The 24,974-nt window shown below is 46.8% G+C and carries 21 protein-coding genes, 1 tRNA gene and 3 pseudogenes; 5 read left to right on the forward strand and 20 right to left on the reverse strand.

Features of this window, described 5'->3' with window-relative positions; all coding sequences use genetic code 11:
* Nucleotides 1-310: 310 nt before the first annotated feature.
* The 3 genes from ACLGE8_RS03770 to ACLGE8_RS03780 all read right to left on the reverse strand — a co-directional run bounded on the left by ACLGE8_RS03770 (nucleotide 311) and on the right by ACLGE8_RS03780 (nucleotide 3,859).
* Nucleotides 311-1,507 carry an SH3 domain-containing protein gene (locus ACLGE8_RS03770; RefSeq protein ID WP_410996554.1) on the reverse strand — a complete coding sequence of 399 codons (1,197 nt, stop codon included), beginning with the start codon at nucleotides 1,505-1,507 and terminating at the stop codon, nucleotides 311-313.
* 828 nt (nucleotides 1,508-2,335) lie between these two features.
* The gene (locus ACLGE8_RS03775; protein WP_410996556.1) at nucleotides 2,336-3,319 is read right to left on the reverse strand and encodes a diguanylate cyclase; all 984 of its coding nucleotides are present in this window, start codon (nucleotides 3,317-3,319) and stop codon (nucleotides 2,336-2,338) included.
* Between the two features lie 108 nt (nucleotides 3,320-3,427).
* Nucleotides 3,428-3,859: a hypothetical protein gene (locus tag ACLGE8_RS03780; protein ID WP_410996558.1), complete on the reverse strand. Its 432-nt coding sequence runs from the start codon at nucleotides 3,857-3,859 to the stop codon at nucleotides 3,428-3,430.
* A 1,134-nt stretch (nucleotides 3,860-4,993) separates the two neighbouring features.
* Here ACLGE8_RS03780 and ACLGE8_RS03785 point away from each other — a divergent pair.
* The 3 genes from ACLGE8_RS03785 (at nucleotide 4,994) to ACLGE8_RS03795 (ending at nucleotide 6,659) form a co-directional block, all read left to right on the forward strand.
* On the forward strand, nucleotides 4,994-5,581 hold the full coding sequence (locus ACLGE8_RS03785) for a lysozyme inhibitor LprI family protein (RefSeq protein WP_410996560.1): 588 nt from the start codon (nucleotides 4,994-4,996) through the stop codon (nucleotides 5,579-5,581).
* Between the two features lie 266 nt (nucleotides 5,582-5,847).
* Complete coding sequence (locus ACLGE8_RS03790; RefSeq protein ID WP_410996561.1) at nucleotides 5,848-6,126, forward strand: hypothetical protein; 279 nt, start codon at nucleotides 5,848-5,850, stop codon at nucleotides 6,124-6,126.
* 155 nt (nucleotides 6,127-6,281) lie between these two features.
* Complete coding sequence (locus ACLGE8_RS03795; RefSeq protein ID WP_410996563.1) at nucleotides 6,282-6,659, forward strand: hypothetical protein; 378 nt, start codon at nucleotides 6,282-6,284, stop codon at nucleotides 6,657-6,659.
* A gap of 253 nt (nucleotides 6,660-6,912) precedes the next feature.
* On the opposite strand, the gene ACLGE8_RS03800 is transcribed toward ACLGE8_RS03795, so the two are convergent.
* The 13 genes and pseudogenes from ACLGE8_RS03800 to proB form a co-directional block, all read right to left on the reverse strand.
* Nucleotides 6,913-7,194, reverse strand: coding sequence for a YgjV family protein (locus tag ACLGE8_RS03800; RefSeq protein ID WP_410996565.1), 282 nt, complete (start codon nucleotides 7,192-7,194; stop codon nucleotides 6,913-6,915).
* A 1,067-nt stretch (nucleotides 7,195-8,261) separates the two neighbouring features.
* Nucleotides 8,262-8,495, reverse strand: a pseudogene (locus ACLGE8_RS03805) (ArsA-related P-loop ATPase); the annotation flags it as partial.
* Nucleotides 8,496-8,625: 130 nt separating this feature from the next.
* Nucleotides 8,626-9,051 (reverse strand): glutaredoxin-dependent arsenate reductase, encoded by a 426-nt coding sequence (arsC, locus tag ACLGE8_RS03810; RefSeq protein ID WP_410996567.1) that lies wholly within the window; start codon nucleotides 9,049-9,051, stop codon nucleotides 8,626-8,628.
* Between the two features lie 12 nt (nucleotides 9,052-9,063).
* Nucleotides 9,064-10,353: an arsenic transporter gene (locus tag ACLGE8_RS03815; protein WP_410996569.1), complete on the reverse strand. Its 1,290-nt coding sequence runs from the start codon at nucleotides 10,351-10,353 to the stop codon at nucleotides 9,064-9,066.
* Between the two features lie 47 nt (nucleotides 10,354-10,400).
* A pseudogene (locus ACLGE8_RS03820) lies at nucleotides 10,401-11,015 on the reverse strand (ArsA-related P-loop ATPase); the annotation flags it as partial.
* The gene (gene arsD / locus ACLGE8_RS03825) at nucleotides 11,012-11,374 is read right to left on the reverse strand and encodes an arsenite efflux transporter metallochaperone ArsD (RefSeq protein WP_410996571.1); all 363 of its coding nucleotides are present in this window, start codon (nucleotides 11,372-11,374) and stop codon (nucleotides 11,012-11,014) included. The gene arsD and the pseudogene ACLGE8_RS03820, both read right to left, overlap by 4 nt.
* A gap of 47 nt (nucleotides 11,375-11,421) precedes the next feature.
* A pseudogene (gene arsR / locus ACLGE8_RS03830) lies at nucleotides 11,422-11,772 on the reverse strand (As(III)-sensing metalloregulatory transcriptional repressor ArsR).
* Nucleotides 11,773-11,903: 131 nt separating this feature from the next.
* On the reverse strand, nucleotides 11,904-13,667 hold the full coding sequence (locus ACLGE8_RS03835; protein WP_410996573.1) for a hypothetical protein: 1,764 nt from the start codon (nucleotides 13,665-13,667) through the stop codon (nucleotides 11,904-11,906).
* 8 nt (nucleotides 13,668-13,675) lie between these two features.
* Nucleotides 13,676-14,785: a dsDNA nuclease domain-containing protein gene (locus ACLGE8_RS03840; protein WP_410996575.1), complete on the reverse strand. Its 1,110-nt coding sequence runs from the start codon at nucleotides 14,783-14,785 to the stop codon at nucleotides 13,676-13,678.
* 224 nt (nucleotides 14,786-15,009) lie between these two features.
* Nucleotides 15,010-16,194 (reverse strand): tyrosine-type recombinase/integrase, encoded by a 1,185-nt coding sequence (locus ACLGE8_RS03845; protein WP_410996577.1) that lies wholly within the window; start codon nucleotides 16,192-16,194, stop codon nucleotides 15,010-15,012.
* A 163-nt stretch (nucleotides 16,195-16,357) separates the two neighbouring features.
* A tRNA-Thr gene (locus tag ACLGE8_RS03850) sits at nucleotides 16,358-16,433 on the reverse strand.
* A 113-nt stretch (nucleotides 16,434-16,546) separates the two neighbouring features.
* The gene (gene proA / locus ACLGE8_RS03855; protein WP_410996579.1) at nucleotides 16,547-17,797 is read right to left on the reverse strand and encodes a glutamate-5-semialdehyde dehydrogenase; all 1,251 of its coding nucleotides are present in this window, start codon (nucleotides 17,795-17,797) and stop codon (nucleotides 16,547-16,549) included.
* A gap of 10 nt (nucleotides 17,798-17,807) precedes the next feature.
* Nucleotides 17,808-18,911 carry a glutamate 5-kinase gene (gene proB / locus ACLGE8_RS03860; protein ID WP_185669662.1) on the reverse strand — a complete coding sequence of 368 codons (1,104 nt, stop codon included), beginning with the start codon at nucleotides 18,909-18,911 and terminating at the stop codon, nucleotides 17,808-17,810.
* A 287-nt stretch (nucleotides 18,912-19,198) separates the two neighbouring features.
* On the opposite strand from proB, the gene phoE reads away from it, so the two are divergent.
* On the forward strand, nucleotides 19,199-20,287 hold the full coding sequence (gene phoE / locus ACLGE8_RS03865; RefSeq protein ID WP_410996581.1) for a phosphoporin PhoE: 1,089 nt from the start codon (nucleotides 19,199-19,201) through the stop codon (nucleotides 20,285-20,287).
* Nucleotides 20,288-20,454: 167 nt separating this feature from the next.
* Here the strand turns inward: phoE and crl are convergent, their stop codons facing one another.
* The 3 genes from crl to gpt form a co-directional block, all read right to left on the reverse strand.
* Nucleotides 20,455-20,856 (reverse strand): sigma factor-binding protein Crl, encoded by a 402-nt coding sequence (gene crl, locus ACLGE8_RS03870; RefSeq protein WP_185669664.1) that lies wholly within the window; start codon nucleotides 20,854-20,856, stop codon nucleotides 20,455-20,457.
* A gap of 57 nt (nucleotides 20,857-20,913) precedes the next feature.
* Nucleotides 20,914-22,158 carry an esterase FrsA gene (gene frsA / locus ACLGE8_RS03875; protein ID WP_410996583.1) on the reverse strand — a complete coding sequence of 415 codons (1,245 nt, stop codon included), beginning with the start codon at nucleotides 22,156-22,158 and terminating at the stop codon, nucleotides 20,914-20,916.
* 106 nt (nucleotides 22,159-22,264) lie between these two features.
* Nucleotides 22,265-22,723: a xanthine phosphoribosyltransferase gene (gene gpt, locus ACLGE8_RS03880; RefSeq protein ID WP_035894440.1), complete on the reverse strand. Its 459-nt coding sequence runs from the start codon at nucleotides 22,721-22,723 to the stop codon at nucleotides 22,265-22,267.
* A gap of 257 nt (nucleotides 22,724-22,980) precedes the next feature.
* On the opposite strand from gpt, the gene pepD reads away from it, so the two are divergent.
* Nucleotides 22,981-24,438: a cytosol nonspecific dipeptidase gene (pepD, locus tag ACLGE8_RS03885; protein ID WP_410996585.1), complete on the forward strand. Its 1,458-nt coding sequence runs from the start codon at nucleotides 22,981-22,983 to the stop codon at nucleotides 24,436-24,438.
* Nucleotides 24,439-24,528: 90 nt separating this feature from the next.
* Here the strand turns inward: pepD and ACLGE8_RS03890 are convergent, their stop codons facing one another.
* A complete protein-coding gene (locus tag ACLGE8_RS03890) occupies nucleotides 24,529-24,972 on the reverse strand; it encodes a GNAT family N-acetyltransferase (protein ID WP_410996587.1) in 444 nt (147 codons plus the stop codon).
* Between the last annotated feature and the right edge of the window lie 2 nt (nucleotides 24,973-24,974).

A 24,974-nucleotide genomic window follows, 5' to 3' on the forward strand; every position in this document is an offset into this window, starting at 1 on the left:
AGCGATAATCTTAGCGCTCCAGTATTAACGAACATTAAATATTAATAATTATTTTTTGTGTTCCATTATGCTGCAGAACTCTATACTTTCACCGGTCAGTACTTTTAGCTTTGGCAGGCCCTGAGCCTTGTAAAATAGCAATACATAATCATTCAGTATATCAGTTTCAGTACCCGTTATCTGCAAGGGCAGGTGTTATGTATAATGGATAATGACTACAACCAAGCATTTTATCCCACCAGCTAAGGTAGCAAGTGCTGAATATCGATTATCGTCTTATTCCTGTCCGAGAAGTGGGTGTTTTTTCTATTCAGTTCCTGAGTCTGCTGGTGTAAGAGCGGTTTATCCAGCCGTAGATTTTTTCTCCATCAACATCGACCTGAACGTAAAGCCATTGTCTGCCCTGCGTATCCATGATCGCAACCACCGTCCCTTTATTAAGCATTTCAATAGTTTCGCTGTTCATTGTCGGCGAGAGTCTGAGCCTGACATTCGTACCAGTGATAAGGCGGAAGTGATTCAGCTGCTCCCAGTTGAAGTCCGGATGAGAGGCAACAATAGTACTTTTGCGTAATATCTTTGGCTTCGCAGGGGATGTGAATTCAGTTTTCACTTCATTAATTCCATCAAGCACAGCTGCTTTTATACTGTCCTCAACCATGCTGACAATTACCTGATAAAAGAACCAGCAAATGAATGCCTGGAGAGGGACAGGTAATTTTTTGAATCCGTCGACCAATGCCTGTGTGCTGAGAAGACTCAAAAAACCGGCTGTCGGGGATTGTTCCTGAGAAGAACCTCCGTTGTCATATGAGGATAGGATTTCAGTCCGATGCGAAGGCGCGTTATCCTCAGCTTGCTGTGCGAGCCGTGAAAATGCCTCTTCCCAGTACTGGAACGCCAGTTCGTATTGGGATGGTTCCAGTTTCCCTTGCTCGATAACATCCCTGAAAATGTTATTCAGCGGTAGAGCTCGCTGGTTTATTTTTTGCAATTGCTCTGCGAACTGTCTAGTGCGTTGACCTGAGGCAGAGGCGGGCCAGGAGTTAAAAAGATAGTTGATTCGGGATTCAATCCGGTAATCTCGTGCTATCCGGTTTAGTACATCCATGGCAGGAATTGCCTGCCTCGCAAGTGATTTGAAGGTGCGGTCGTAATAGAGGGTGAAAGTGTTAATTCTATCGATGATCCTGGATGCTTGTGAATTGGCTACCACATTCATTACCTCGGGTAACTTAATCGCATTCAGCATTGTTTGTTGTTTGTTTATTGCCTGAAAGAAAGGAGATTTGTTCAGCTCTGCCAGTGACGTAAAGATTGGGGAACGGGCAGATGATAATTTTTCCAGTTGATTTAGAGCCCTAAATAGTGGCGTGTCAATGGCTGCAGCAGGATTGAAAGTGTGGGTTTGATGCCCGGTCTGGGGAGTATTCTCTGAATAAGTATTACCTTCATGCTCTTCCGACGGCAAAACTGGGTTTACAGGAACGTTGTCGTTATTGTTCATTTCATCTTTCCCGGCGTTCGTACAGATGTAGATGTGTACTAGAGATTTTGACTAAGGATCAACTGTATATGATTTGATAGTCTAAACGCTATTGATAAGCCCTTGAGTTTTGTAATTTTCACTCATTTTTGTATACAAAACATACCGGTTAAAATAACAGGGTTATACGCCCCCTTTAAAACATCAAAAAGCAAGAGGCATGCAGGATATGCAGGATATAAAAACGAGGTGTGTAACGTTACGGGTGATTCCTCCATAGTTAATTTGCTAAGTCTCAGAAAAGTATGAACTAGCGTTGCTCCAGGGCAAGTTGGGCTCTGGTTCAAGCCGGGCTTGAACGCGCCAAGGGTATTTCCAGTAAGAACTCGGAAGAGCTTTGTATTTCCACTTTCAACAGGTGCTGCATGAGATCTCGACAATGGAATGGTAACTCACGGTTGTCTGCTGCTATTCCATACTCACTAAATTCATTAGTGCTTTCGGTTTTCAATACTGGGCTGAGACTGCATAGCCAACAGCAAGCCGAAAACAACACGGGGGCCGGTATCCCTTGATTTAAAACTAGCAGATCGCGTAACGGTATGGGCAGATCCGTTTCATTAGGTTAAAATTTTCCATTCCCCGCTTATGATTTTTTCGAAACGATAAGCGTTAGTCTATGGAATGGTCACAATTAAAACACGCCAAAAAACGGGCATTCTCCCCCCGAAACTCTTCGCAAAATAGTCTGACTGGACTAAGATTACACTAATGGTTTAAATAAAAAACACATATATAATTTTTTGAATTAATAGAAATATATGGGCCTATAAATAGGCCCCACATACATTAACTACTTATGATCATATTCTTTCCATTTTTCTTAGCATTGTATAGAGCTTTATCTGCCCGTGAAATTAAGTCAGTAAGATAGTCACCATATTCATAAATAGTTATTCCTCCGCTAAATGACACTTTTAGTGACGGTTCTTTCCATTGTCTCTCATTTACCTGCAATCGCCATGCATTAAGTAATGATATGCATGTTTGAAGGTCTTTATCTGAAAAAATAACTATAATTTCTTCACCACCTACTCGATATAATGGATTTTCTACCCCCAGAATTCTTTTTCCTTCTCTTGCCACAAATTTCAGAACATCATCTCCAATAAGATGCCCAAAAGAATCGTTAATCAACTTAAAATCATCTAGGTCAATCATTGCAAAACAGAATTCTTTTCGTTCAGAAATTAATAGACTTATATCATCGTCGAGCTTTTTTCGATTAAATAGTTGAGTCATGCTGTCCGTAACCGTTTCATGCTTCACTATATTTAACTTGGTACGGTGTTTTGATATTTCCGATTCTAAGCTATCAAAATTAAATGAACTAGATGAAACATCAAAGCCATTTAAACCTAAATAGAATTTTCCAAATAATCTTTTGCTATACGAAATATACAAAAAATATAAAACCCCTAGTATTAATAAAGATATCACAGAAGTGATATAAAATAATAGATATGAACTCTCATAATATTTTTCTTGTTTTTCTTTATCTACCGATGTGAAAGCAACCCAGTCCGGATTAGAATAAATCTTATAAAAAACAATGGAATTTTTTTTGTCATAAAAATGCCCATGCGTACCATTTATTTTCTCAACCCATTCCTGAGGTATTCTATTTTTTAATGCTTCCCTGACATTAGGTGATACAACCACCCTACCGTCATACGTTGATATTAAGAAGTCACCATCAAAAGGTATTTTCTTTTCTTTAAGCATGGAGGATATCTTATTCAAATCTAAATTTGCAGCAATTACTCCAAGCATCTCTCCGTCGCTACCTATAATTGTTACACCACTTGCTACAGCAAATTTTTTATTCTCTAAAGAACTTTGGTCATAAGTCTCATATGGATCAGTATATTTTATTTTACTCTATTGAGTGAGATGGTACCAAGGTCTCAACTTTGGGTTAAACCCTTCATCAAATCGAATATTTTCAGGATAAGTTTTGTAAGCCGCACTTTTATCACTAACAACGATAACATCATCAAGATACGAATATGAATTCATTATAGCTGCTATTTTTTTATTAAACTCATCAGTATCAGGAGATATAAAATTTTCGATTCGCTCAGGGTCAGATAAAATCTCAGCCATATTTTTTAATGTTCTATTAACATCTAACACTGGAATATTGATACTATCTAAAGCTGTATTTTCATTAAATCTATATAATTGCTCTTTTAAGTTTTGAGATGATGTTGTTTTGATATTAAAAAAGAACGACACTGCTAATATAGTTAAAGGTAGCAACAACATCATGAGCATTATAATTTGTAATCTTTTCCCAGAGACTCTTTCCATAATTTATTCCAGTAAATAACAAAATTATCACCCCTATCATTTAATAATAAATGATTAGGCCTTTAGGCTTTCTAATTAATATTTTACTGCAAATGCAATGATCGGCACAACAGATAGTTACTTAATTAACAATAGGTAAAACCTATCAAAACAATTGAATTGATCATTGAAACCGTTCTAGTTATGCCAATGCTCCCGACTTTTATAATTATAATAAAAAATAATTAATGATTTTCTTTTTGTAATTCTGGATTTAACTTTGAAATGGAAAATAAAGCATTATCCCAAACAACCAAGATAAATAAAAAAAACACAAAAATCAAACAATTACAACAAAGAGAACATACAAAAATAAATTAAATAATTGTTGAAATAAAAAAACAAACATCAAGATAAATTAAAGTATTACTATACTGGCAACATAAAATAACCATGGCATAACAAATGCGCAATAGTAAGTTTTATCGATTAATATACTCGAATAATCCATAAGAACGCTCAGGCTTAATACTGCTTACCATCACAGTAATAATGTAATTTATTGCTCTAATAACTTTTGGTTCAAAATATAAATTTTTATACGTTTGAATTTCTCACATAAATTACAATCGATGTTATGTTCATTGACATGAGGTAGATAGTTTTAAGAAGTTGTCTCTTCGTAATTTGCCACATTAGAGACTATGTGTATTCAGCGGACTAGTCTACCAGTGTAAGAATAATACAACTTTAGGCCTGATTTTTTCTACTGACTCGTGAGGCTCCCCGCGGACGTAATGAAGCCCGCGTAGGCTGGTTATTTATACTGTCACTCAGCCTGAAACTGGTCGCGGAATCAGAGATTACCCCTATGAAAATGCAGGTGAAAGTGCCGTCTGAAGAGGCCAAGTTTAGAGCATACGGTTAATATGCAAACCAGCCGTTTCACCTAGCTGATGAAGTAGCTGGTTGATGTGGTGCACTGGTATTAAGTTTCCCCCCTGATTAATACTCCACGCGTTATCATTAATTTTTATGCACGTTAGATGGACAGCAGGACGTAAGCAGCGGCGTCAGATGAAGTCAGAAAGCTCTTATATTACCCTGTTAACTTAAGGGTTAATTTTCAGCGAAAAATGACCGATAGGACCTAAGATGAAAAAAGTAATGATGATAGCTCTATCACTTTTGCCGCTCTCTGCGTTTGCCGCCTCACCGCAGCCGTTCAACTTTATCTGTGCCAGTGCAGGTGGGGCATACAGCGACGGTCAGGGTGGGGTCTGGCTGCAGGGGCAACCGGCAACCGTTAAGCAAATGAGTGATAACTATTGGGAAGCCCGACAGGGCAAAGTGGTGTTAAGCATCACCCGCCAGAGTGACGGCAACCCGGATATCTCCTTTACCGGACCTGGCCGCGCCCATGGTGCATGCCTCCCAGAAGATAATCGTAGCTTTGCCCCCGCAGCGCAGGGGCCCTCTTTCTCCTGCAAAGGGGTCAGTGCGAGCAGCATGGAAGAGCGCATCTGCAAGAGTCCGGAACTGTCCGCCCTCGATCGTAAGATGGCCAAAACCTGGCGTGCGGCCCTGGATAAATCGGGCAATGACACTACGCTGAAGGCAACGCAACGGGGCTGGATCAAAGGCCGGGATGAGTGCTGGAAAGAGACGGATCACGATGCCTGCATTAAAACCCAGTATCAGCAGCGCCTCGGCGAGTTGCAAAAAACCTATGGATTGAATTAACCCGGTTGAGTGAGCCAGAGGGTGAAGGCCGCACATAGCCGAAGTCTGTGCGGCTTTTTTGAGATCCCCCGAGCAGTAACCGGCCCTTCTGCAGGTTAGCGCTAGCCCCGTTAGCGCTTGCCTGGAATGAAATTATGGTTCTTGCGCGGACTATTGTCCTGTAATCCTTACAATTTAAATGGGATTATTTCTTTTATCGATAAAAATAACCTTAAATATCCGACAGATATATTTCTTTCATTCGAAATTAATTGATGGTAGCAATCATGGCTTATGAAAATGGTATTCCACACCCGGAAGTGCAGATCTCAGATATTGCTGCCCCTCTCCCCTTCCCGTTAATGACTATTGTTAATAAAAAAAATGAAATTGTTAAGCAGCCTGACCATATTCAGGCACAAATTAACGAACTGTCGAAAAGGTTGCTTAATTTAAATAACACCGCCCTTGATAATTTAGCTAACGAACTTAACACCATTTCTACCCGCTTTGAGACGTTCCGGGCAAGCTTACTCATATGTACTGGTGAACCCGATAAAAAATAGACGGGTTGTATCCAGTCTCCCCCTCCGGTGCCATTTAGACCAGGATAAATGCCGGTGGCGATAGGCCCTAAGCGGGCAGTGGGTTGTCCGCCCGACACGTCACGCACAATCTGTCTGGAATGGCTGAAGCGTTAATCGTTAATTTGAGCTGAAATATGAAAACAAAAACGTTATTTGCTGCTGTTGCGGCAGCACTAATACTGTCTGCCTGCGCCCCAAAGACCACTGCACGTAATTGCGATCAGGCGGTTGAGGTGGCGTACCATTTTACTGAACGCGCAATTTCACTGCGCCCGGATCTGGCTTTTTCCCCAGTGCGTAATGAAACCGACGATGCTTTATTCTGGCTTGCCTGTCGGGATGGTGTACGCAAAGGAAAGACGCATGATGAAACACGTCTTGTCGCCTTACAGGAATATATTACCGAGGCCGCAGAGCAGCCGGATTTAACACCTGAGGATGGCCGCTATCTGGTTGGCAATATGGCGATGTATCTCGCTCACCTCTACGGCTTTGAATCCGTGAATAGCTAACCCCTTGGCAAGTGGGGAAATAGAATAGGGCATAAAAGATTCGGCCCTTCCTTTCGGGGGGAGGCCAAAAGGAGAGTGTTGGTACTTGATTGAGTAGATGCGCCTTGCGCGCCCTCCCTGGTTCCTGTCTTCGGGGAGGGCACTTTTTCTCATTCTCATTATGTGTACGGGAATGTATAGCCCTCCCACCGTTACGCTGACGGGTGCGGTATGAACCTTTCAACGCCCGGCTAAACCCACAGATAAAACGGATTCAGACTTTCGTTGCCAGACGTTTTTGCTGCCGCTGTACCCGCACAAGGGAAATCAGTATGCTCATGAAGAAGTTGGTTTCCATCAGGATCGGGGGTGTGCGCAAGGATGTTATTGGCAATTCAGAACAGGTTCCCCTAAAGGGTGAACAATCGCAGCCGCTGTCGTTGTTCTGGAACGCCGCAAAGGTGAGAATGAGACTACCGCCTAGGGGCAGGAGATCGACCATGCCTTGCCAGGTAAACGCGCAACTTGTCATTGCTGCGAAGAGGAAGAAATACACTAGGCTCGATTAGTACTACGCGTAGCCACGAGAAACCGAATACAGGCCAGCAGCATCATGGCTGCAGGCCTGTGCTTATCTAGTAATATAAAATGAAGTGACAACATGAACGTCGAAAAGCCAAAGCACGTAAAACGTAGACGCATTTTGGCAGATAAAACGCTATCAGAGCAGAAAGGGATTACTGCAAAATCTGCGAGAGAACAAAAGCAGTCATGATCGCCCGGGCTTTTTGAAGGGTTAAGTGGGTGTAATATATCCGATGTACTATATCTTCAAAGAGCTTTTCGCTGGAAATTGGCGGGGAACACCGCAATGAAACCTTACGTTCTGGCGGATACCTTATTTTCAGCCAAAAACAGTAAATCCTTGTCCAATTCGTGATAAGACCCCATATAGCATCAGAATACAGCTCATTAAAGACACAACGAAAAACATATTCAGTAAGATTGTGTGCCTTCGATATTGGATTATACCTCCCCCCTCTATGCTACCGACGAGACTAGCTCCACTCTTTCCTAGGGCATAAATGAACACGCCTATCAGAACGAACATTGAACCAACAATTACACTTACCATGGGTACCGCGGGTTTGGTCACCCGAAAAACATCATTGCAAGCAATAACCAAACCGGTACTGATAAACAAAATCGCTGATGCTCTACTTAACAATCTTAAGGGACACATAATCTGACCATCACTATGAACGAGCTGTGACTTTAACACGGCGGAACTATCAAGCTCACGCGCCGATGAGTTAGGTAATGATCTTTGATGAAGTGGGGCCACTTGATACCAAAGGACTGAGTTCCACAAATCCTCATGGCTTAGCTCTCTTTGCCTTGAATCATAAGCCCCCTGAAGGACAAGTTAGTTCTCTAGACAGCTCAATTCTCGGTGCAGCGTTGACAAGCAGAGGAAGTCACACAACAACAGCACCGCGACAAGCGTTATTAAACTCTTATTAGTCAGGAGAACGGAAAGGACGTTTAACTGCTGAAAAAGTGGATTGCATCGCAGGAATAAAGCACTTTGCCTTCTGCTGCTTCCTGAGTATATGTGCCAGATACCGCATGAGCATATTGCTCGCCCTGCTTTTCCAGCCCATCCATTGGGCCAAGACAGGAAGCACCATCCGGGTTACTCTCAATTAAGCTACTCTGTGCACCGGGAAGCTGGAGAAGGCGAATTGTATGACCCGTCGGCGCTGTATCAAAAATGATTTGATCGAAGCGGGTCAGCAGGGAAGCGTCTGTTAGCAAGCCAGTAAATTCATCGAACGCCGCAATCTTAATCGTACAGGGGGTCAGCTTGGAAAACGGAAAATATCCTACGTTAAGCCTGTTTCTTTAGCTGGCATTACAAAAAGCGAGCGTCTGCATGGTACAAACAGACGCCCGAATACGATAAAAATGAGACGAAAAAAACAGGTTACTTAACCCGCTTCCCCGTTTCGTCAATGACCCTTTCGCCGTCCTCTTTGGTAAACGCTCCTTTCTGACCTTCAGGTAGAATATCCAGCACTATTTCTGAAGGGCGGCAAAGACGAGTGCCAAGCGGCGTAACGACTACCGGCCGATTAATCAGGATCGGATGTTGAAGCATAAAATCAATCAACTGCTCATCACTGAATTTCTCTTCATCAAGGCCCAGGTGTTCATAAGGCTCAACATTCTTACGCAGCAATGCACGCACCGTAATTCCCATATCTGAAATAAGATTAATCAGCTCATCACGGGTCGGTGGCGTATCGAGATAATAAATAATGGTCGGTTCGTTACCGCTGTTACGGATCATCTCCAGCGTGTTGCGTGAAGTGCCGCAGGCCGGGTTGTGATAGATGGTAATGTTGCTCATATCTTTATCTCATTACAAAGTGATAGAAAGCCGCAACGCCAGCGCGGCCAGAGTGACAAACAGCACGGGCAGAGTCATGATAATGCCGGTGCGGAAGTAATAACCCCAGGCGATCGTTATATTTTTCTGGGCAAGCACATGCAGCCAAAGCAGAGTTGCCAGACTACCAATCGGGGTGATTTTCGGGCCTAAATCGCAGCCAATCACGTAGGCATAAATCATTGCCTCTTTGACGACGCCAGTCGCCGTAGTCCCGTCAACCGACAGCGCGCCAATCAGCACCGTCGGCATATTGTTCATCACCGACGACAGGAACGCGGTCAGGAAGCCGGTGCCGAACGTTGCTGCCCATAACCCCTTTTCTGCCAGCAGGTTCAGTACACCAGACAGATACTCCGTGAGCCCGGCATTGCGCAGGCCATAGACCACCAGGTACATGCCCAGCGAAAAAATCACGATCTGCCATGGCGCACTGCGCAGGACTTTCCCTGTGTTGATGCCATGACCTCTTTTCGCCACGATAAACAGTACTGCTGCGCCAGCAGCTGCTATCGCGCTGACAGGGATCCCCAGCGGCTCCAGAACGAAGAAACCGACAAGCAGCAATAACAGGACAATCCAGCCCGCCCTGAACGTTGCCGGATCCTTTATCACACTGGCAGGCGTCCTCAGCAGCGAAACGTCATACGTTGCCGGAATATCCCTGCGGAAGAAGAGATGCAGCATGATCAGCGTGGCAACAATGGCTGCAATATCAACCGGCACCATGACCGACGCATATTCAGTGAAACCCAGACCAAAGAAGTCTGCCGAAACGATATTCACCAGGTTCGACACGATAAGCGGCAGGCTGGCAGTATCGGCAATAAATCCGGCGGCCATGACGAAGGCCAGCGTAGTGCCTTTGCTGAATCCTAATGCCAGCAGCATGGCAATAACGATTGGTGTCAGAATTAACGCCGCGCCATCGTTGGCAAACAGTGCAGCCACCGCAGCACCGAGCAAGACGATGTAGGTAAACAGCAGACGACCACGACCATTGCCCCAACGGGAAACGTGCAGCGCCGCCCATTCGAAAAAGCCAGATTCATCGAGCAGCAGGCTGATAATAATCACGGCAATAAACGTTGCCGTCGCATTCCAGACGATATTCCACACCACCGGAATATCGCCCACATGCACAACGCCAGATATAAGAGCCAGTCCCGCGCCCAACATTGCTCTCCAGCCGATCCCTAATCCCTTTGGTTGCCAGATAACCAAAACAATGGTCAGGACAAAAATAGCGCCTGCCAGTAACATAAAACCTCCTGACAGAGCGACTTTGCCGCCCTGTATATGCCAAAAAATTAACTCATCAACTCTCTGAGCTTTTCAATACCAGCGGGCTCTGACGCCAGCCCCGGAACAAGCGCTATACGGTTAGCGTGCTGATTCTTAACAGCCTCAATCTGAGGCAGTTCCTGATGAGCGCGCTGGCAAAGCAACGGAGAACGCGTATCCGCAATGGAAAGGCTGTTATTGATAGTCCAGCCCCACGGATGAATCCCCGCTCTTTCAAGGTCAGCCTGCAGGTTTGCCGCTTCCAGCACCGGTGTGGTTTCAGGAAGCGTAACAAGCAGAACTTTGGTTCTATCCGGGTCCTGAAGCTGCATCATTGGGGTAGTAAAATGCCCTTTACTCCCCATTTTTTTGGCAATCTCTCAGTGGTAAGCCCCCGTCGCATCCAGCAGCAACAGCGTGTGTCCCGTAGGGGCGGTAGTATTGCCAATAGACTGATCGAAAACCTGACCGACATTAGACGCCGGATAAGTACTGACAAGCAGGACGCGCTTACCTTGTTCTGCCAGGCGTATAGCCGTCGCGCAGGAAATAGAAGTTTTTCCTACACCACCCTTGCCGGTAAAAAACAGGTAAGGCGGGATATTCTGTAAGAATTTCATATGTCCTCCTGACATACTCAGCAACAGGAAGTATTCCCACCACAGCAGCTGGTGGGAGCTAACCCTACCCTCTCCAGCGGTATACCAAACCAGCGAGCTATCTCAGCACGTTTTGGGTATCGCCCTGCCATCACCGTTTCGCCATCCAACAGCAGTAGCGGAAGCTCTTCTGCCCCAGATGCTTCTAGGAATGCTTTCGCTTTCTCGTTCTGAACAAAGCTCATAGGCTGCTGAGCCAGATTGTAACGTTCAACCTGTACGCCACGTCCTTTCAGCCACTGCACATCAGCAGAGAAATCAACCAGAACCTGATCGACATCTGAGCCACATACGCCGGTACTGCAGCACATTGCCGGGTCAAACACCGTTAACGTCTTCATTCTGAATTCATCACATTCGTAAAATCATATATGTTCAGGCAAATTTTTTAGATGCAAACAGCCTTACCGCTACCAGAGCAGTTTGCCGATGCCAGCTTACGGGCGATGGCCTGTACGTCGTCCTATTGGCTTAACCAGGCCTGCTCAATCACCTGAGCGGCCCAGGAAGGAATATGCGGGGATAAGCGGTAGTGAACCCACTTACCCTGTTTACGGTCCAGCAATAGACCACTTTCCCGGAGCATTGCCAGATGACGGGAAATCTTGGGCTGCGACTGCTCCAGTGCCGTGCAAAGATCGCACACGCACAGCTCCCCCCTCTCCCTGAGTAGCAGCACGATGCCCAGGCGGGTTTCATCGGAGAGGATTTTGAAGAGTTGTAATGCTGTAAAAATCATAGTCGTTCCCCTACCTATCTGGCTCTATGGTACTCGACGATAGGTTCCTTGCAAGATCATATACGAAAAATCAAATGTATAGCATAAATAGCGAACGCACACACTTGTGCGTTCGCTATTAACTAAAGTAATCATTCAGTAAGCCGACAAGTATCGACAAAAATATCGAGGTTTAAATCCAAAGGTTTTGATAAAAATGTTCTCTCATGCTTCCCATCACCAATAAAGAATAAATTAGTACCATCAGGGAAGTATCGATTTTTAATATCTTTAACCTTGGCTCTTCGGAATGCACTTATCTCTTTACCATCTTTCAAGAGATTATCTTCAGCATACTCAGACATTGATATAAATGATTGAGTATCAGTCGGAAGATTTTTTCCCACAAACGACAGTATGAGATCAAAATTTCTGTCATCGATATCTTCCTTAAGAATTGCGTCAAGCATAAATGGAAGTCGATGTATATTGTCTGTTTTTCTTATTACAGAATTTAATGCAAAATGATATGACATTACAGTTTTATGAAGCTCTACCCCTTGAAAAGGAAATGAATTTATTTTATAAAGTTCTGTATATCTAGGTTCTGTTACATTGAACAGCTGCATATCATTAAGGTATTTTTTAAATATATCCTTGAAATCTTTTTCTTTGTTAAACCGCTCGATAAAAAGAGACTGCTCCTCTCCCATCCCGTCAATTAATCCTTTAATTTCATCATACCTTTTTGTATGTTCTTCTATCTCTTCATGAATATTGTCTAACAGACGTATGTTTGCTTTATTATCGATCCATGTGTTAACAGATAAATTTTGTGATTTTTTCTCAAGAAAATATGAATACTTTGAAGATATATCAATTTCTAACTTTTTAATCTTCGCAAGTGAACTATTAATATCAGACTGTATTTTTTGTATTTTATTATTTATTTGCTCCGATAGTTTATCAGTATCATTGATGTTTTGATAATAACCATATAACCCTTCTAAGGAATAAGGAAGTATTTGCGTACATGCAGGACAACGATCAATATTGTTATAGTTTTGGTTTGTAATATTTCTTTTAGTTCTTCTTAGTATCTTGACATGATTTTTAGTTAAGGATAATTTATTACATAAACTAGTATATACATCACGTTCTTCGTCTAATGATGCGACTAATTGTACATAACCATCTATATACTTCTGAGCCTCATCACCGAACTCTTCATCCAGTAATTTAGAAACAACAAAGTGAGGCTCGGCGCTATATTTATTCAATGAGGAGATCTTCGACTGAAGTTGCGCTCGCTCTTTTGTTAATTTATAAAAATATTCTTTATCAAAAGAATTCTCTATGCCAAGATAATAATCAAGATACGTGTCTTTAAAGTCTTTATAAAAACCAAGATTAGAGAATGACTCTCTTAAATAAACCCACCCTACAGATTGAGAAATATAATAAGGCAGGAACATGCATTCTATCGATGCTTTTTTTAGCTCGCCCTTCTGTTCTAAAAGCATGTTAAAATCAAATAATTGAGATAACATCTCCTTAAGCTTCACATGTTCAACTCGAACATCAGAGTCAATTCCATGAAAACTAAAAACATTTCCCCCATCCCCTTTTAAATATATGCTACCAAGCTCTCTTACTATTATATATTTTTTATCTACGCCTCCTTTAGTGATGCTGAAATCCAATCTGAACGTAGGGTTGTATCGAATAATTTCGCTCAAGCCATCTTTAACATCATTAATTCCAAAGGTAAATAAAATACTCTGTATTAAAGTACTTTTACCTGAGGTATTACACCCACTTATTATGTTTATTCCATTTGAAAACTTTTGGTCGAAATATAAATTATGACTTTCAGAGACAACAAACAATCTATCAAACTTTATAATTGTCTTCATGGTTTACCTTAATCGTAGCACTCAACGTATGAACACAGAACTGCAAAAAATGTATCAATATTATCTAGGTTTATAGAATGAGATTTTCTAACATTATCAACATATGCAGTTAATGCGTCTTGAAGAGAAAAATATTGAGTTGTGTAATCATTATTTCTAACAAAGTCTTTAATAATTTGATAGTCGTAATTACTCATATCCTTGAGTAGTTCAAAAGAGTTAAGTATGTAGCTTTCATGATTTTTCTGTATGTTAAGTGGTATTTTAAATTCCATTGAGAATTGCTGAGCTGCGGCACGCCAATAGTCGAATGCTTTTTGCTGTGAATCAATCATATTCATAACTTTTTTAATATCTTCGCCTTCAACCCTCTTTGTTGGATCAAGTAGGCGTATTTCCTGCCCTTGGTTATATACAGTCTCTACATCCCTAAATAGAGTAAGTATCACATCAACAGCTGCTTTCGAATCAGCTATATGAGGGAATTTTCTAACCATAAGTCCAATAAGCGATTCTTTTTGTTTAGCCGCAGTTCTTGGGAAATCTACCCACTGAATATTTAAGTTACTTAGCTCTTGCCGATGAAAAACAGAAGATTCCTCATTGCAAATTTCTGTTATTTTCTTTTCAATTTTAACTTTAATATTTTCATGTAATTTATCATATACACAGGTCGAGTTTTGCTCATTTATCTTTACTATCTGCTCAGTAGTGCCTTCGTCTTTTAACTTCTTCAGAGGCGAGTATTTTAATTCCATTTCTGTATTTGATATAAATGTTAACTGATGCCTATAATTCTCACTTTTTTCGAAAGAATCATTTTTTAGATTATCCCCTACCAATAGAATTTTAGATACCATCTCAGAAAACCTAGAATCGATAGTCCATATTTTCCCGCTAAGTTTCTTTGCCTGATAGGCATGTATCTCGTTTATATAACTTAAGCAATCAGTCTTATAACAAAATAGAAAATCATCGTGATGTTCAATACAAATAAAGAATTCTTTATTGATAAAAGAATTGAAATTATCTAACAAAAGATACAATGCACAGTTTCTTTGAAACTCAAAACCTGTTAACGCATCAACCCCAGCGTTTGCCGCTTTATTTTTAGCCACCCTGCTCTCCTACAACAGCTAAAAATTTCCATCATCATCCAGTGATGGATGTGGATGCAAATTAAACCATTTAAGGCGATGTGTATCACGAAAATCAAAAAAAATAAATTTATAAGATCATTTTTAGTGATCTAATGCACTGTTTTATATACTGTTTTTTTATACAGCTGAAAGATAGTACTTCTAGGGAAAACTTTTAAAACTCGTTTTCCCTATTTACAGACTTATATAACCTTAGTTAAAGATGCTTCAATATAATCCGCATACCACTGCATCATCTCCCTTCGCCCTTCCAGATACAACGCATGGTTGTACGTCCCGCGAATCGCATTCTTATCGACATGCGCAAGTTGAGTCTCAATCCATGCCGTATTGAACCCTTCCTCATGCAAAATTGTACTCATCGTGTGGCGGAAGCCATGCCCCGTTACCTTCCCCGTGTATCCAATCCGCTTGAACACCTGATTAATACTCGCTTCACTCATCGTCTTGCGGGGATCATTTCGCCCTGGGAATACCAGTGGATATTGCCCAGTCATCACTTTGAGCTGCTGTACGATTTCCAGCGCTTGGGTAGAAAGGGGGACAAGATGGGGCCGTTTCATCTTCATACGCTCGGCTGGTATTTCCCACACCGCTTTTTCAAGATCAAACTCACTCCAGAAAGCACCTCGGAGTTCGCCAGTGCGAACTCCCGTGATGATCAGCAGACGTGCCGCAAGAACAACTAACGGGCTCCCTGTGTAGCCTGCGAGAGCTTTAAAGAAGTCTGGTAACTCCTCAACAGTAAGGAAGGGATAATGCTTCGATTCATGCCCTGACATCGCGCTGGTTAGATCCGCTGCAGGATTGTATTCCGCACGACCGGTAACGATGGCGTAACGAAAGACTTCACTGCAACGCTGGCGAACCTTCTTGGCCTTCTCTGTCGCGCCACGGCTTTCCATTCGACGCAGCACATTCAGCAGAACCAGCGGTTTGATTTCATTCACCGGCTGCTGGCCGATATAGGGGAAAATATCTTTATTGAAAGCTTCGATAATGTCGGAGGCATAGCCTTCTGACCACCGGCTCACCTTCGTACCGTGCCACTCAAGTGCCACAGCCTGAAACGTGTTGTTGAGCTGCACATCACGAACCAGCTTTTCTTCTTTCTTGGCGAATGACGGATCGATGCCCTCGGCCAGCTTTTTCTTGGCTTCATCACGTAGCGCCCTCGCTTGTGCAAGGGACACTGCTGGATAGACACCAAAAGCCATACGCTTCTCTTTTCCATTGAAGCGATACTTCATCCGCCAGTATCGAGAACCAGAGGGAACGACTTCAAGATACAAACCAGCACCATCTGCCAGCTTATAGGCTTTCTCTCTGGGTTTAGCTGCATCTACCTGTCGCGCATTAAGCTTCATTGGGGGCATCTCCCTGGACCGAACATAGAATGCCCCCACTTATGCCCCCAACTGTAACTTGATTCCGGTTGAGTCCAGTTGATAACAGGAGATAAAATACGGGCCATAAACCGCAGTATACGGGCTTTAAGTTGATTTCGGTAGACTTGGAAAGAGTTTGAAATGGTGCCGATAATAGGAGTCGAACCTACGACCTTCGCATTACGAATGCGCTGCTCTACCAACTGAGCTATATCGGCCCTGCAAGACGTGTTCACGAACGTGAATCACGGGACAAAAGGTTAAAACTAACCGGGCGATGCGTCAATAGTCAGGTTAATCAACCGCCTATTTTTGCATCGCCCGCTATCAATTACGCACGAATGGTATCGTCACCGAAGCCGATCCACTTGTAGGTGGTCAGTGCTTCAAGACCCATCGGGCCGCGCGCGTGCAGTTTCTGCGTGCTCACCGCCACTTCCGCGCCCAGGCCGAACTGGCCGCCGTCGGTGAAGCGGGTGGAGGCGTTGACGTACACCGCTGAGGAGTCCACTTCGTTGATGAAGCGGTTGGCGTTGCTCAGGGTGCGGGTCAGGATCGCATCGGAGTGCTGGGTGCCATGCTGACGGATATGCGCGATGGCGCTATCAATGTCAGCAACCAGAACCACATTCAGATCCAGCGACAGATACTCGTTATCAAGCTCTTCAGCCTTCAGCGCAACTACCTTCGCCGGGCCTTGCAGCTTGCGCATCACAGTGTCGTCGCCGTGCAGCGTAATGCCGCTTTCGGCCATCTGCTGGCTCAGCGCAGGCAGGAAGCGGTCGGCGATGGACTGATTCACCAGCAGCGTTTCCACGCTATTACAGGCGCTCGGGCGTTGAGCTTTCGCATTGACGATAATCTTCAGCGCCGCTTCAATCTCTGCGCTGTCATCAATATAAATATGACAAACGCCGATACCACCGGTGATAACTGGAATCGTCGACTGCTCGCGGCACAGCTTGTGCAGGCCAGCACCGCCGCGAGGGATCAGCATATCGATATACTTATCCATTCGCAGCATCTCGCTCACCAGCGCACGATCCGGGTTGTCGATGGCCTGAACGGCCGCTTCTGGCAGACCGCACTCTTTCAGCGCGCGTTGGATAACGCCAACGGTGGCGGCGTTGGTGCGGTAGGTCTCTTTCCCACCGCGCAGAATGGCGGCGTTGCCGGTTTTCAGGCACAGCGCCGCTACGTCAACGGTGACGTTCGGGCGGGCTTCATATATCACGCCGATTACGCCCAGCGGGACGCGGCGACGTTCGATGCGTAAGCCGCTGTCGAGCAGACCGCCGTCAATCACCTGCCCTACCGGGTCGGCCAGCACGCAGACCTGGCGGACGTCGTTCGCAATCGCCGTCAGACGGGCTGGGGTCAGCGCCAGGCGATCGAGCATGGCTTCGCTCAGGCCGTTTTCACGCGCCTGGGCTAAATCTTCAGCGTTAGCCACAAGAATCTCTTCACTCTGAGATTCCAGATGATCGGCAATAGTTTCCAGAACCCGGTTTTTCTCACGGCAGGATAACTGCGCCAGCGTATAGGAGGCCTGCCTCGCGGCAATGCCCATTTGTTCCAGCATGTTGAACTCCTTAGCGGGTAATCATGTCGTCGCGATGCACGGCAACCGGGCCGTACTCGTAGCCGAGAATGGCGTCAATTTCCTGCGAGTGGTGCCCGGCGATAAGGCGCAGCGCATCGCTGTTGTAACGGCTTACGCCGTGGGCGATGTCGCGGCCAGCAAGGCTACGGATGCGGATCACTTCACCACGAGAGAAGTTGCCTGTCACGTTTTTAATGCCTTTTGGAAGTAATGAACTTCCACGCTCCAGAATCGCCGAGGTGGCACCTTCATCCACAATCAGTTCACCGGCCGGCGGTGCGCCAAAGATCCAGCGCTTGCGGTTTTCCAGCGGGGTATCCTGCGCGTGGAAACGGGTGCCGACGGAGACATTCGCCATCACATCGCCAATCACGCCCGGCAGGCTACCGGCAGCAATAATAGTGTCGATACCAGCGCGGCAGGCGACGTCAGCGGCCTGCAGCTTGGTGCCCATGCCGCCCGTGCCCAGGCCCGATACGCTATCACCAGCGACGGCGCGAAGCTCATCATCAATGCCGTAGACGTCTTTAATCAGCTCGGCGTCCGGGTTGCTACGCGGGTCGGCGGTAAACAGCCCTTGCTGATCGGTCAGCAGCAGCAGCTTATCAGCACCAGCCAGAATCGCCGCCAGCGCGGAGAGGTTGTCGTTATCGCCAACCTTAATCTCTGCAGTCGCCACCGCATCGTTTTCGTTAATCACCGGAACGATGTTGTTATCAAGCAGCGCGCGCATGGTATCGCGGGCGTTGAGGAAGCGTTCACGGTCTTCCATATCGGCGCGGGTTAACAGCATCTGGCCGACGTGAATACCATAAATGGAGAAGAGCTGTTCCCAGAGCTGAATTAAGCGGCTCTGGCCAACGGCAGCCAGCAGTTGCTTGGAAGCAATAGTCGCGGGCAGTTCAGGGTAACCCAGATGCTCACGCCCGGCGGCAATTGCTCCTGACGTTACGATGACAATTCGATGCCCAGCTGCATGGAGCTGAGCGCACTGGCGAACCAGTTCGACAATATGCGCGCGATTCAGGCGGCGCGATCCGCCCGTTAAAACACTGGTGCCCAGTTTGACCACCAGCGTCTGACTATCACTCATGATTCTCTGCCGTTAAAAATATGAAATATCAATACCAGACCAACGTTGTAGCAGGTGTCAGGCCGCTTGCCAACAGGCAGCGCAGAAAGCGAGGGGTTTTGTTGCGCGGGATCAGGCAGCCTAGTGGAGAATATTGACATTTTTATGACAGAAAAACTTAATCATACTTTTTTATATTTAATCTGACATTGTCATAAATTTTTAATACGGGAAGGATAAAAACGTTCCTGTTTTTTCACAGTGGTCTTTCACAGCAAATTTTAAAGCTAAAAAATCGGGATTGAGAAATGCAAAAAACAACTCTGGCATTAACGATGATGGGTATTATTGCTTCTTCTTCAGCTATGGCAGCAGAAGTTTATAACAAGGATAGTAATAAACTTGATGTTTACGGCAAAGTAAGAGCAATGCACTACATGAGCGATGATTCCAGCTCCGATGGCGATAAAACATACGTTCGTTTCGGCATTAAAGGCGAAACCAAAATTAACGACCAGCTGACCGGTTATGGTCGCTGGGAATCTGAGTTTGCTGGTAATAAAGAAGAAAGCAGCAGCTCCTCTACACAGAAAACTCGTCTGGCATTTGCCGGTCTGAAATTAAAAGACTTCGGTTCTTTCGACTACGGTCGTAACCTGGGCGCCCTGTACGACGTTGAAGCCTGGACCGATATGTTCCCGGAATTCGGCGGTGACTCCACCGGCAAAACCGACAACTTCATGACCAAGCGCTCCAGCGGCCTGGCCACCTACCGCAACACCGACTTCTTTGGCGTGGTCGATGGTCTCGACTTAACCCTGCAGTATCAGGGTAAAAATGACCGCGCCTACGATACCGCGAACGGTGACGGCTTCGGTACCTCTGTTGCCTATGACTTCGGCGGCAGCGATTTCGCTATCAGCGCAGCGTACACCAACTCTGACCGTACCAACGTTCAGCAGGCAAAATCTCTGGCTAACGGCGGTAAAAACGCAGAGTCCTGGGGCACTGGCCTGAAATACGATGCCAACAACATTTACCTGGCAATGGTTTATACCGAAACCCGTAATATGACCCCTATTAAAGGTCTGGTTGCGGCGGATCAGGGCTTTGCTAATAAAGCACAGAACTTCGAAGCGGTAGCACAATACCAGTTCGATTTCGGTCTGCGTCCATCTCTGGGCTACGTGCAGATGAAAGGTAAAAACCTGGAAAACGGTATCGGCGATCAGGACCTGATGAAATATGTTGATGTGGGCGCGACCTACTATTTCAACAAAAACATGTCCACCTTTGTTGATTATAAAATCAACCTGGTTGATGAAACTGCGGTCACTAAACGCCTGGCTATTATGACTGATAACGTCGTAGCCGTTGGTATGACCTACCAGTTCTAAGGCAGAAAATAATAACGCCAGACAACTGGCGTTATTTGCTTATTAATATAAAAGGCCAGCAAAGTTTGCTGGCCTTTTATATTTGACGTTGCCGGATGGCGGCTTTGCCTTATCCGGCCTACAGAACGAGCGGTAGGCCGGATAAGCGTAGCGCCATCAGGCATGCACTACGCGGTACGCTTCACCGCTTCATTGGCAAACCCATCGGCGGGTTCCAGCGCCAAATCCAGCGTCGCCAGCAGATCTTTTGCCCGCTCATGGAAGCCGCGCAGCGTTTGCTGCAGACGTTCAACGACCTCAGGGTCTTTGATCGCGACGGCCTGCCAATGGCCCTCTTTATCGAACAGGCCGAACTGGTAGCTGTAGGTAAAGCGGCGTTCTTCCGCTTCCATCTCCATCCACCAACCCCAGAATTCACGCTTCTCCGGCGCAGGCTTCACGTTTACACATACCGCCAGACAGTCGAAAAAAAAGCGGTTATCTTCGCACTGTTCTTCGCGGATATAGGGGCCAAGCGCAGTGAATTTCTTGATCAATCTACTCTTCGGGTGTCCACTCGGTAACGTCATTGCGATCTCCTTTAGTGATGCAACTGTTTTACCAAATCAATAGAATTTAGCAATATATTAACAAAATCTATTATTGATCCACCCGGCAATTTCTTTCAGCGCACGATCGAAATTACGGTACACCGGGTTAAACGGGATCGGCATCAGTTTGCCCTGCGCAGATGACGAAACAATTAACCGCGACTCCTCTTCCGGGCTGAACGGATCGTTATCCCAGTAGCCCGATAACATCGGCGTTGGGCAGCGTCGGCCCAGCAGCCCCTGCGTCTTCAGCGAGTAGCGATTAAGCTCAACGCGCAACGCTTCGTCCGAGGCATCGTGCATGCCCAGGCGTGAAGCCAGCACGTCAAGATACATCTCCGGCACGCGACCCTGATGCAGCGGGTCGTTGAGCAGGCCGTGTACCACCGGGCCAAGGCAGGCAACGGCTTTCAGCCGCGGCGCTTCCAGGTAGGCCAGGCGCACGGCGATGTTCGCGCCGAAGCGGAAGCCAAACGCTGCCACACGGGTATGGTCAACCCACGGAATATCCGGCAGCGCGCGCAGCGCGTGCTGGTGCAGCATACTGGAGTCCTGGGTCAGCTTCCATTTAGAGGAGAAGCCAATCGACGGCATATCCAGCGTCAGCATCGCAATGCCGAGCGGCGCGAAGTAGTGCTCATAAAGGCTGTAGTAATCGGTTTGCAGGCCATCCAGCCCGCCGCACATCAGCACCGTTGGGAACGGGCCGTTGCCTTTCGGCATATGCAGGAACCCGGTTACCGGCGAACCGCCGGGAATGGCAAACTCCAGCTCGCGTATTTCGCCAGGCAAGCGCTGCGCCGCCTCTTCATAGGCACGGTTTGCCAGCGCCTGCGCCTGTTCGGCGAGATCGTCACCCTTCAGGTGCGGATAGGCGGCAATGCTGTAAAGGTTTGAGGCGTGCAGCCAGTGGCGGCCGCTGAGGGCTTCGTCCTGCTCCTGGGAGGCCTTCTGCTGCCAGAGCATGGCCTGAGAAGACCACTCGTAAATCCAGTTACCGCCGCGATAACCCACCACGGTGTCATACAGCTCTTCGTCGGTGCGTTCGGCTTTACTCATCACGATACGCGCCTGCACGTCGAGAATTTCCTGCGGAGTTACACCGCGCCAGATCCACATCAGGCGGTTAATCATGCGGTACCAGTGCGGTACGTTATTGCCGCTGAGCGCCGATTGCATATGGGAGGTACTACCATTGTTGAACCGGCGTACCAGCGTTGACGTTTCAGGGTGTTTAAAGCGCGGCTTGAATAGCGTTTCGCTGAGATTAGCTTCTGGCATCACAAAACCTCCATAGATACTTTCCTGGATGTATTGTAACGCGTGGGGCGTTAAAAAAAACAACGCCCGGCATAACCGGGCGTTGGAAGCGCATTAATTGACTGAATTAACGGCCAGAGATTGGCGGTACGAATACCACGCCCATGTCCCAAGGCTGTTCGATCCAGGTATCTTGCGGGATATCAACAACATAATCGTCAACCAGCGGGCGACCTGCTGGTTTAGCGAAGATGGTAACGAAGTGAGCTTTCGGGTACATATCGCGAATCGCCACCGCGGTGCCGCCGGTGTCTACCAGATCGTCAATAACAATAAAGCCTTCGCCATCGCCTTCAGCGCGTTTCAGAACTTTCAGTTCACGCTGGTTGTCGTGGTCATAGCTGGAGATGCATACGGTGTCGACGTGACGAATGCCCAGTTCACGTGCCAGCAGTGCGCCTGGAACCAGGCCACCGCGGCTAACGGCGATAATGCCTTTCCACTGTTCAGAAGGCATCAGGCGTGCAGCCAGTTTGCGTGCGTGAATCTGCAACATGTCCCAGGTGACGACGTATTTTTCGCTCATGTGAAGTTGTCCCAGCCTATGTTATACGGCTTAAAAAATGTTCAAGGGGGAAATGGGTTGCGCGAGATTATAGAGATCTGACGCACTAAAAACCAGTGTTAAGCGGAATCCCACGCGCTTTTTACGTGGTTTGTTCTACCGGAAGAGGCAGAAAGTGGTATTCTCAACGCCATCGCGCAAGCCATGCTTGTGGTGTATGTATGTGCTAACCCTTTACCTGCAAGCGACTTTTGCAGAACGCCGTAAGGAGACTCATCGTGTCTGAACTGTCTCAATTATCCCCGCAGCCGCTGTGGGATATTTTTGCCAAAATCTGTTCTATTCCGCACCCTTCTCATCATGAAGAGCAGCTCGCCGCGCATATCGTTGGCTGGGCGAAAGAAAAAGGGCTGCACGCCGAGCGTGACCAGGTTGGCAACATTCTGATTCGCAAAGCCGCGACCCCGGGTATGGAAAACCGTAAACCGGTTGTACTGCAGGCTCACCTCGATATGGTGCCGCAGAAAAACAATGATACCGTTCATGACTTTGCCAAAGATCCTATTCAGCCGTACATCGACGGTGAGTGGGTAAAAGCACGCGGTACCACCCTGGGTGCCGATAACGGTATCGGTATGGCTTCCGCGCTGGCGGTGCTGTCCGATGAGTCCGTTGAGCACGGTCCGCTGGAAGTGCTGCTGACCATGACCGAAGAGACCGGTATGGACGGCGCGTTCGGTCTGCAACCAAACTGGCTGCAGGGCGACATCCTGATCAACACCGACTCTGAAGAAGAGGGTGAAATCTACATGGGTTGTGCCGGTGGTATCGACTTCACCAGCAACCTGCCGCTGACTCGCGAGGCGATTCCTGCGGGCTTCCAGGGCTTTAAGTTGACGCTGAAAGGCCTGAAAGGCGGCCATTCCGGCGGTGATATTCACCTCGGCCTCGGTAACGCCAACAAACTGCTGGCCCGTTTCCTGGTGGCTCACGCGAGCGAGCTGGATCTGCGTCTGGTCGACTTCACCGGCGGTACCCTGCGTAACGCGATTCCACGTGAAGCCTCTGCGGCGCTGGCGATCCCGGCTGATAAAGCTGATGCGCTGAAAGCCCTGGTAGAAACCTACCTGCACATTCTGCAAAACGAACTGTCGGCGAAAGAGAAAAACCTGACGCTGGTTCTGGAAACCCAGACCGTTGACGGTAAAGCGCTGACTGCCGTCTCTCGCGATGCGTTTATTCAGCTGCTGAATGCGACCCCGAACGGCGTGATTCGTAACTCCGACGTAGCGAAAGGCGTGGTGGAAACCTCTCTGAACGTGGGCGTGGTGTCCATGACTGAAGATACCGCCACCATTCACTGCCTGATTCGTTCCCTGCTCGACAGCGGTAAAGATTACGTGGTGAGCATGCTGGAATCTCTGGGCGCGCTGGCGGGTGCACAAACCCAGCCGAAAGGCGGCTACCCAGGCTGGCAGCCGGACGCTAACTCTCCGGTTATGCACCTGGTGCGTGAAACCTATCAGCGTCTGTTCAACAAGGTTCCGAACATTCAGATTATCCACGCCGGTCTGGAATGTGGTCTGTTCAAGAAGCCGTATCCAGACATGGATATGGTCTCCATTGGGCCAACCATCACCGGGCCGCACTCTCCGGATGAGCAGGTTCATATCGAAAGCGTTGGCCAGTACTGGCAGCTGCTGACGGAACTGCTGAAAGCAATTCCGGCGAAGTAAGTTTTGAGCCGTTCCCGGCGGCGCTTCGCCTGGCCGGGCTACATTCGACGTAGCCCGGCCGAGTGCAACGACGCCGGGCATATCACCGCCCTACCTGACCTTCTCCATTTGATAGTTCACAAAGCGCTCCCCGCGCGCTTCCACCTCTTGTTCCGCTACCACCACAAACCCCTGCCGTTCAAAACACGTTCGGGCCGTGATGCTCGCCTCTACCATTAGCGTTCCCGTCGGTATTCTGGCGAACAGCGCTTTCAACAATGCGCTGGCGATACCCCGTCGCGAATACGCCGGGTCAACAAACAGCAGGTCAATATAAAGCTCAATGGCGGTGACAAAGCCTACCGGCACGTCATCAATCGTCGCCACCAGTACCAAAGCGTCGGCCATTTTTTGCCGCCAGCGGGCTTCATCTACCTGCGCCCAGGCGTTTATCTGGGCAGTTGAGTAGTGCTGGCTGGCGGTTTCCCGTACCGCACGCTGAAAAATCTGGCACAGCGCGGAAAAATCACCGTCACGGTATTCACGAATCAGCATGG

This window comes from Kluyvera sp. 142486, assembly GCF_046569695.1.
Lineage (GTDB): Bacteria > Pseudomonadota > Gammaproteobacteria > Enterobacterales > Enterobacteriaceae > Kluyvera.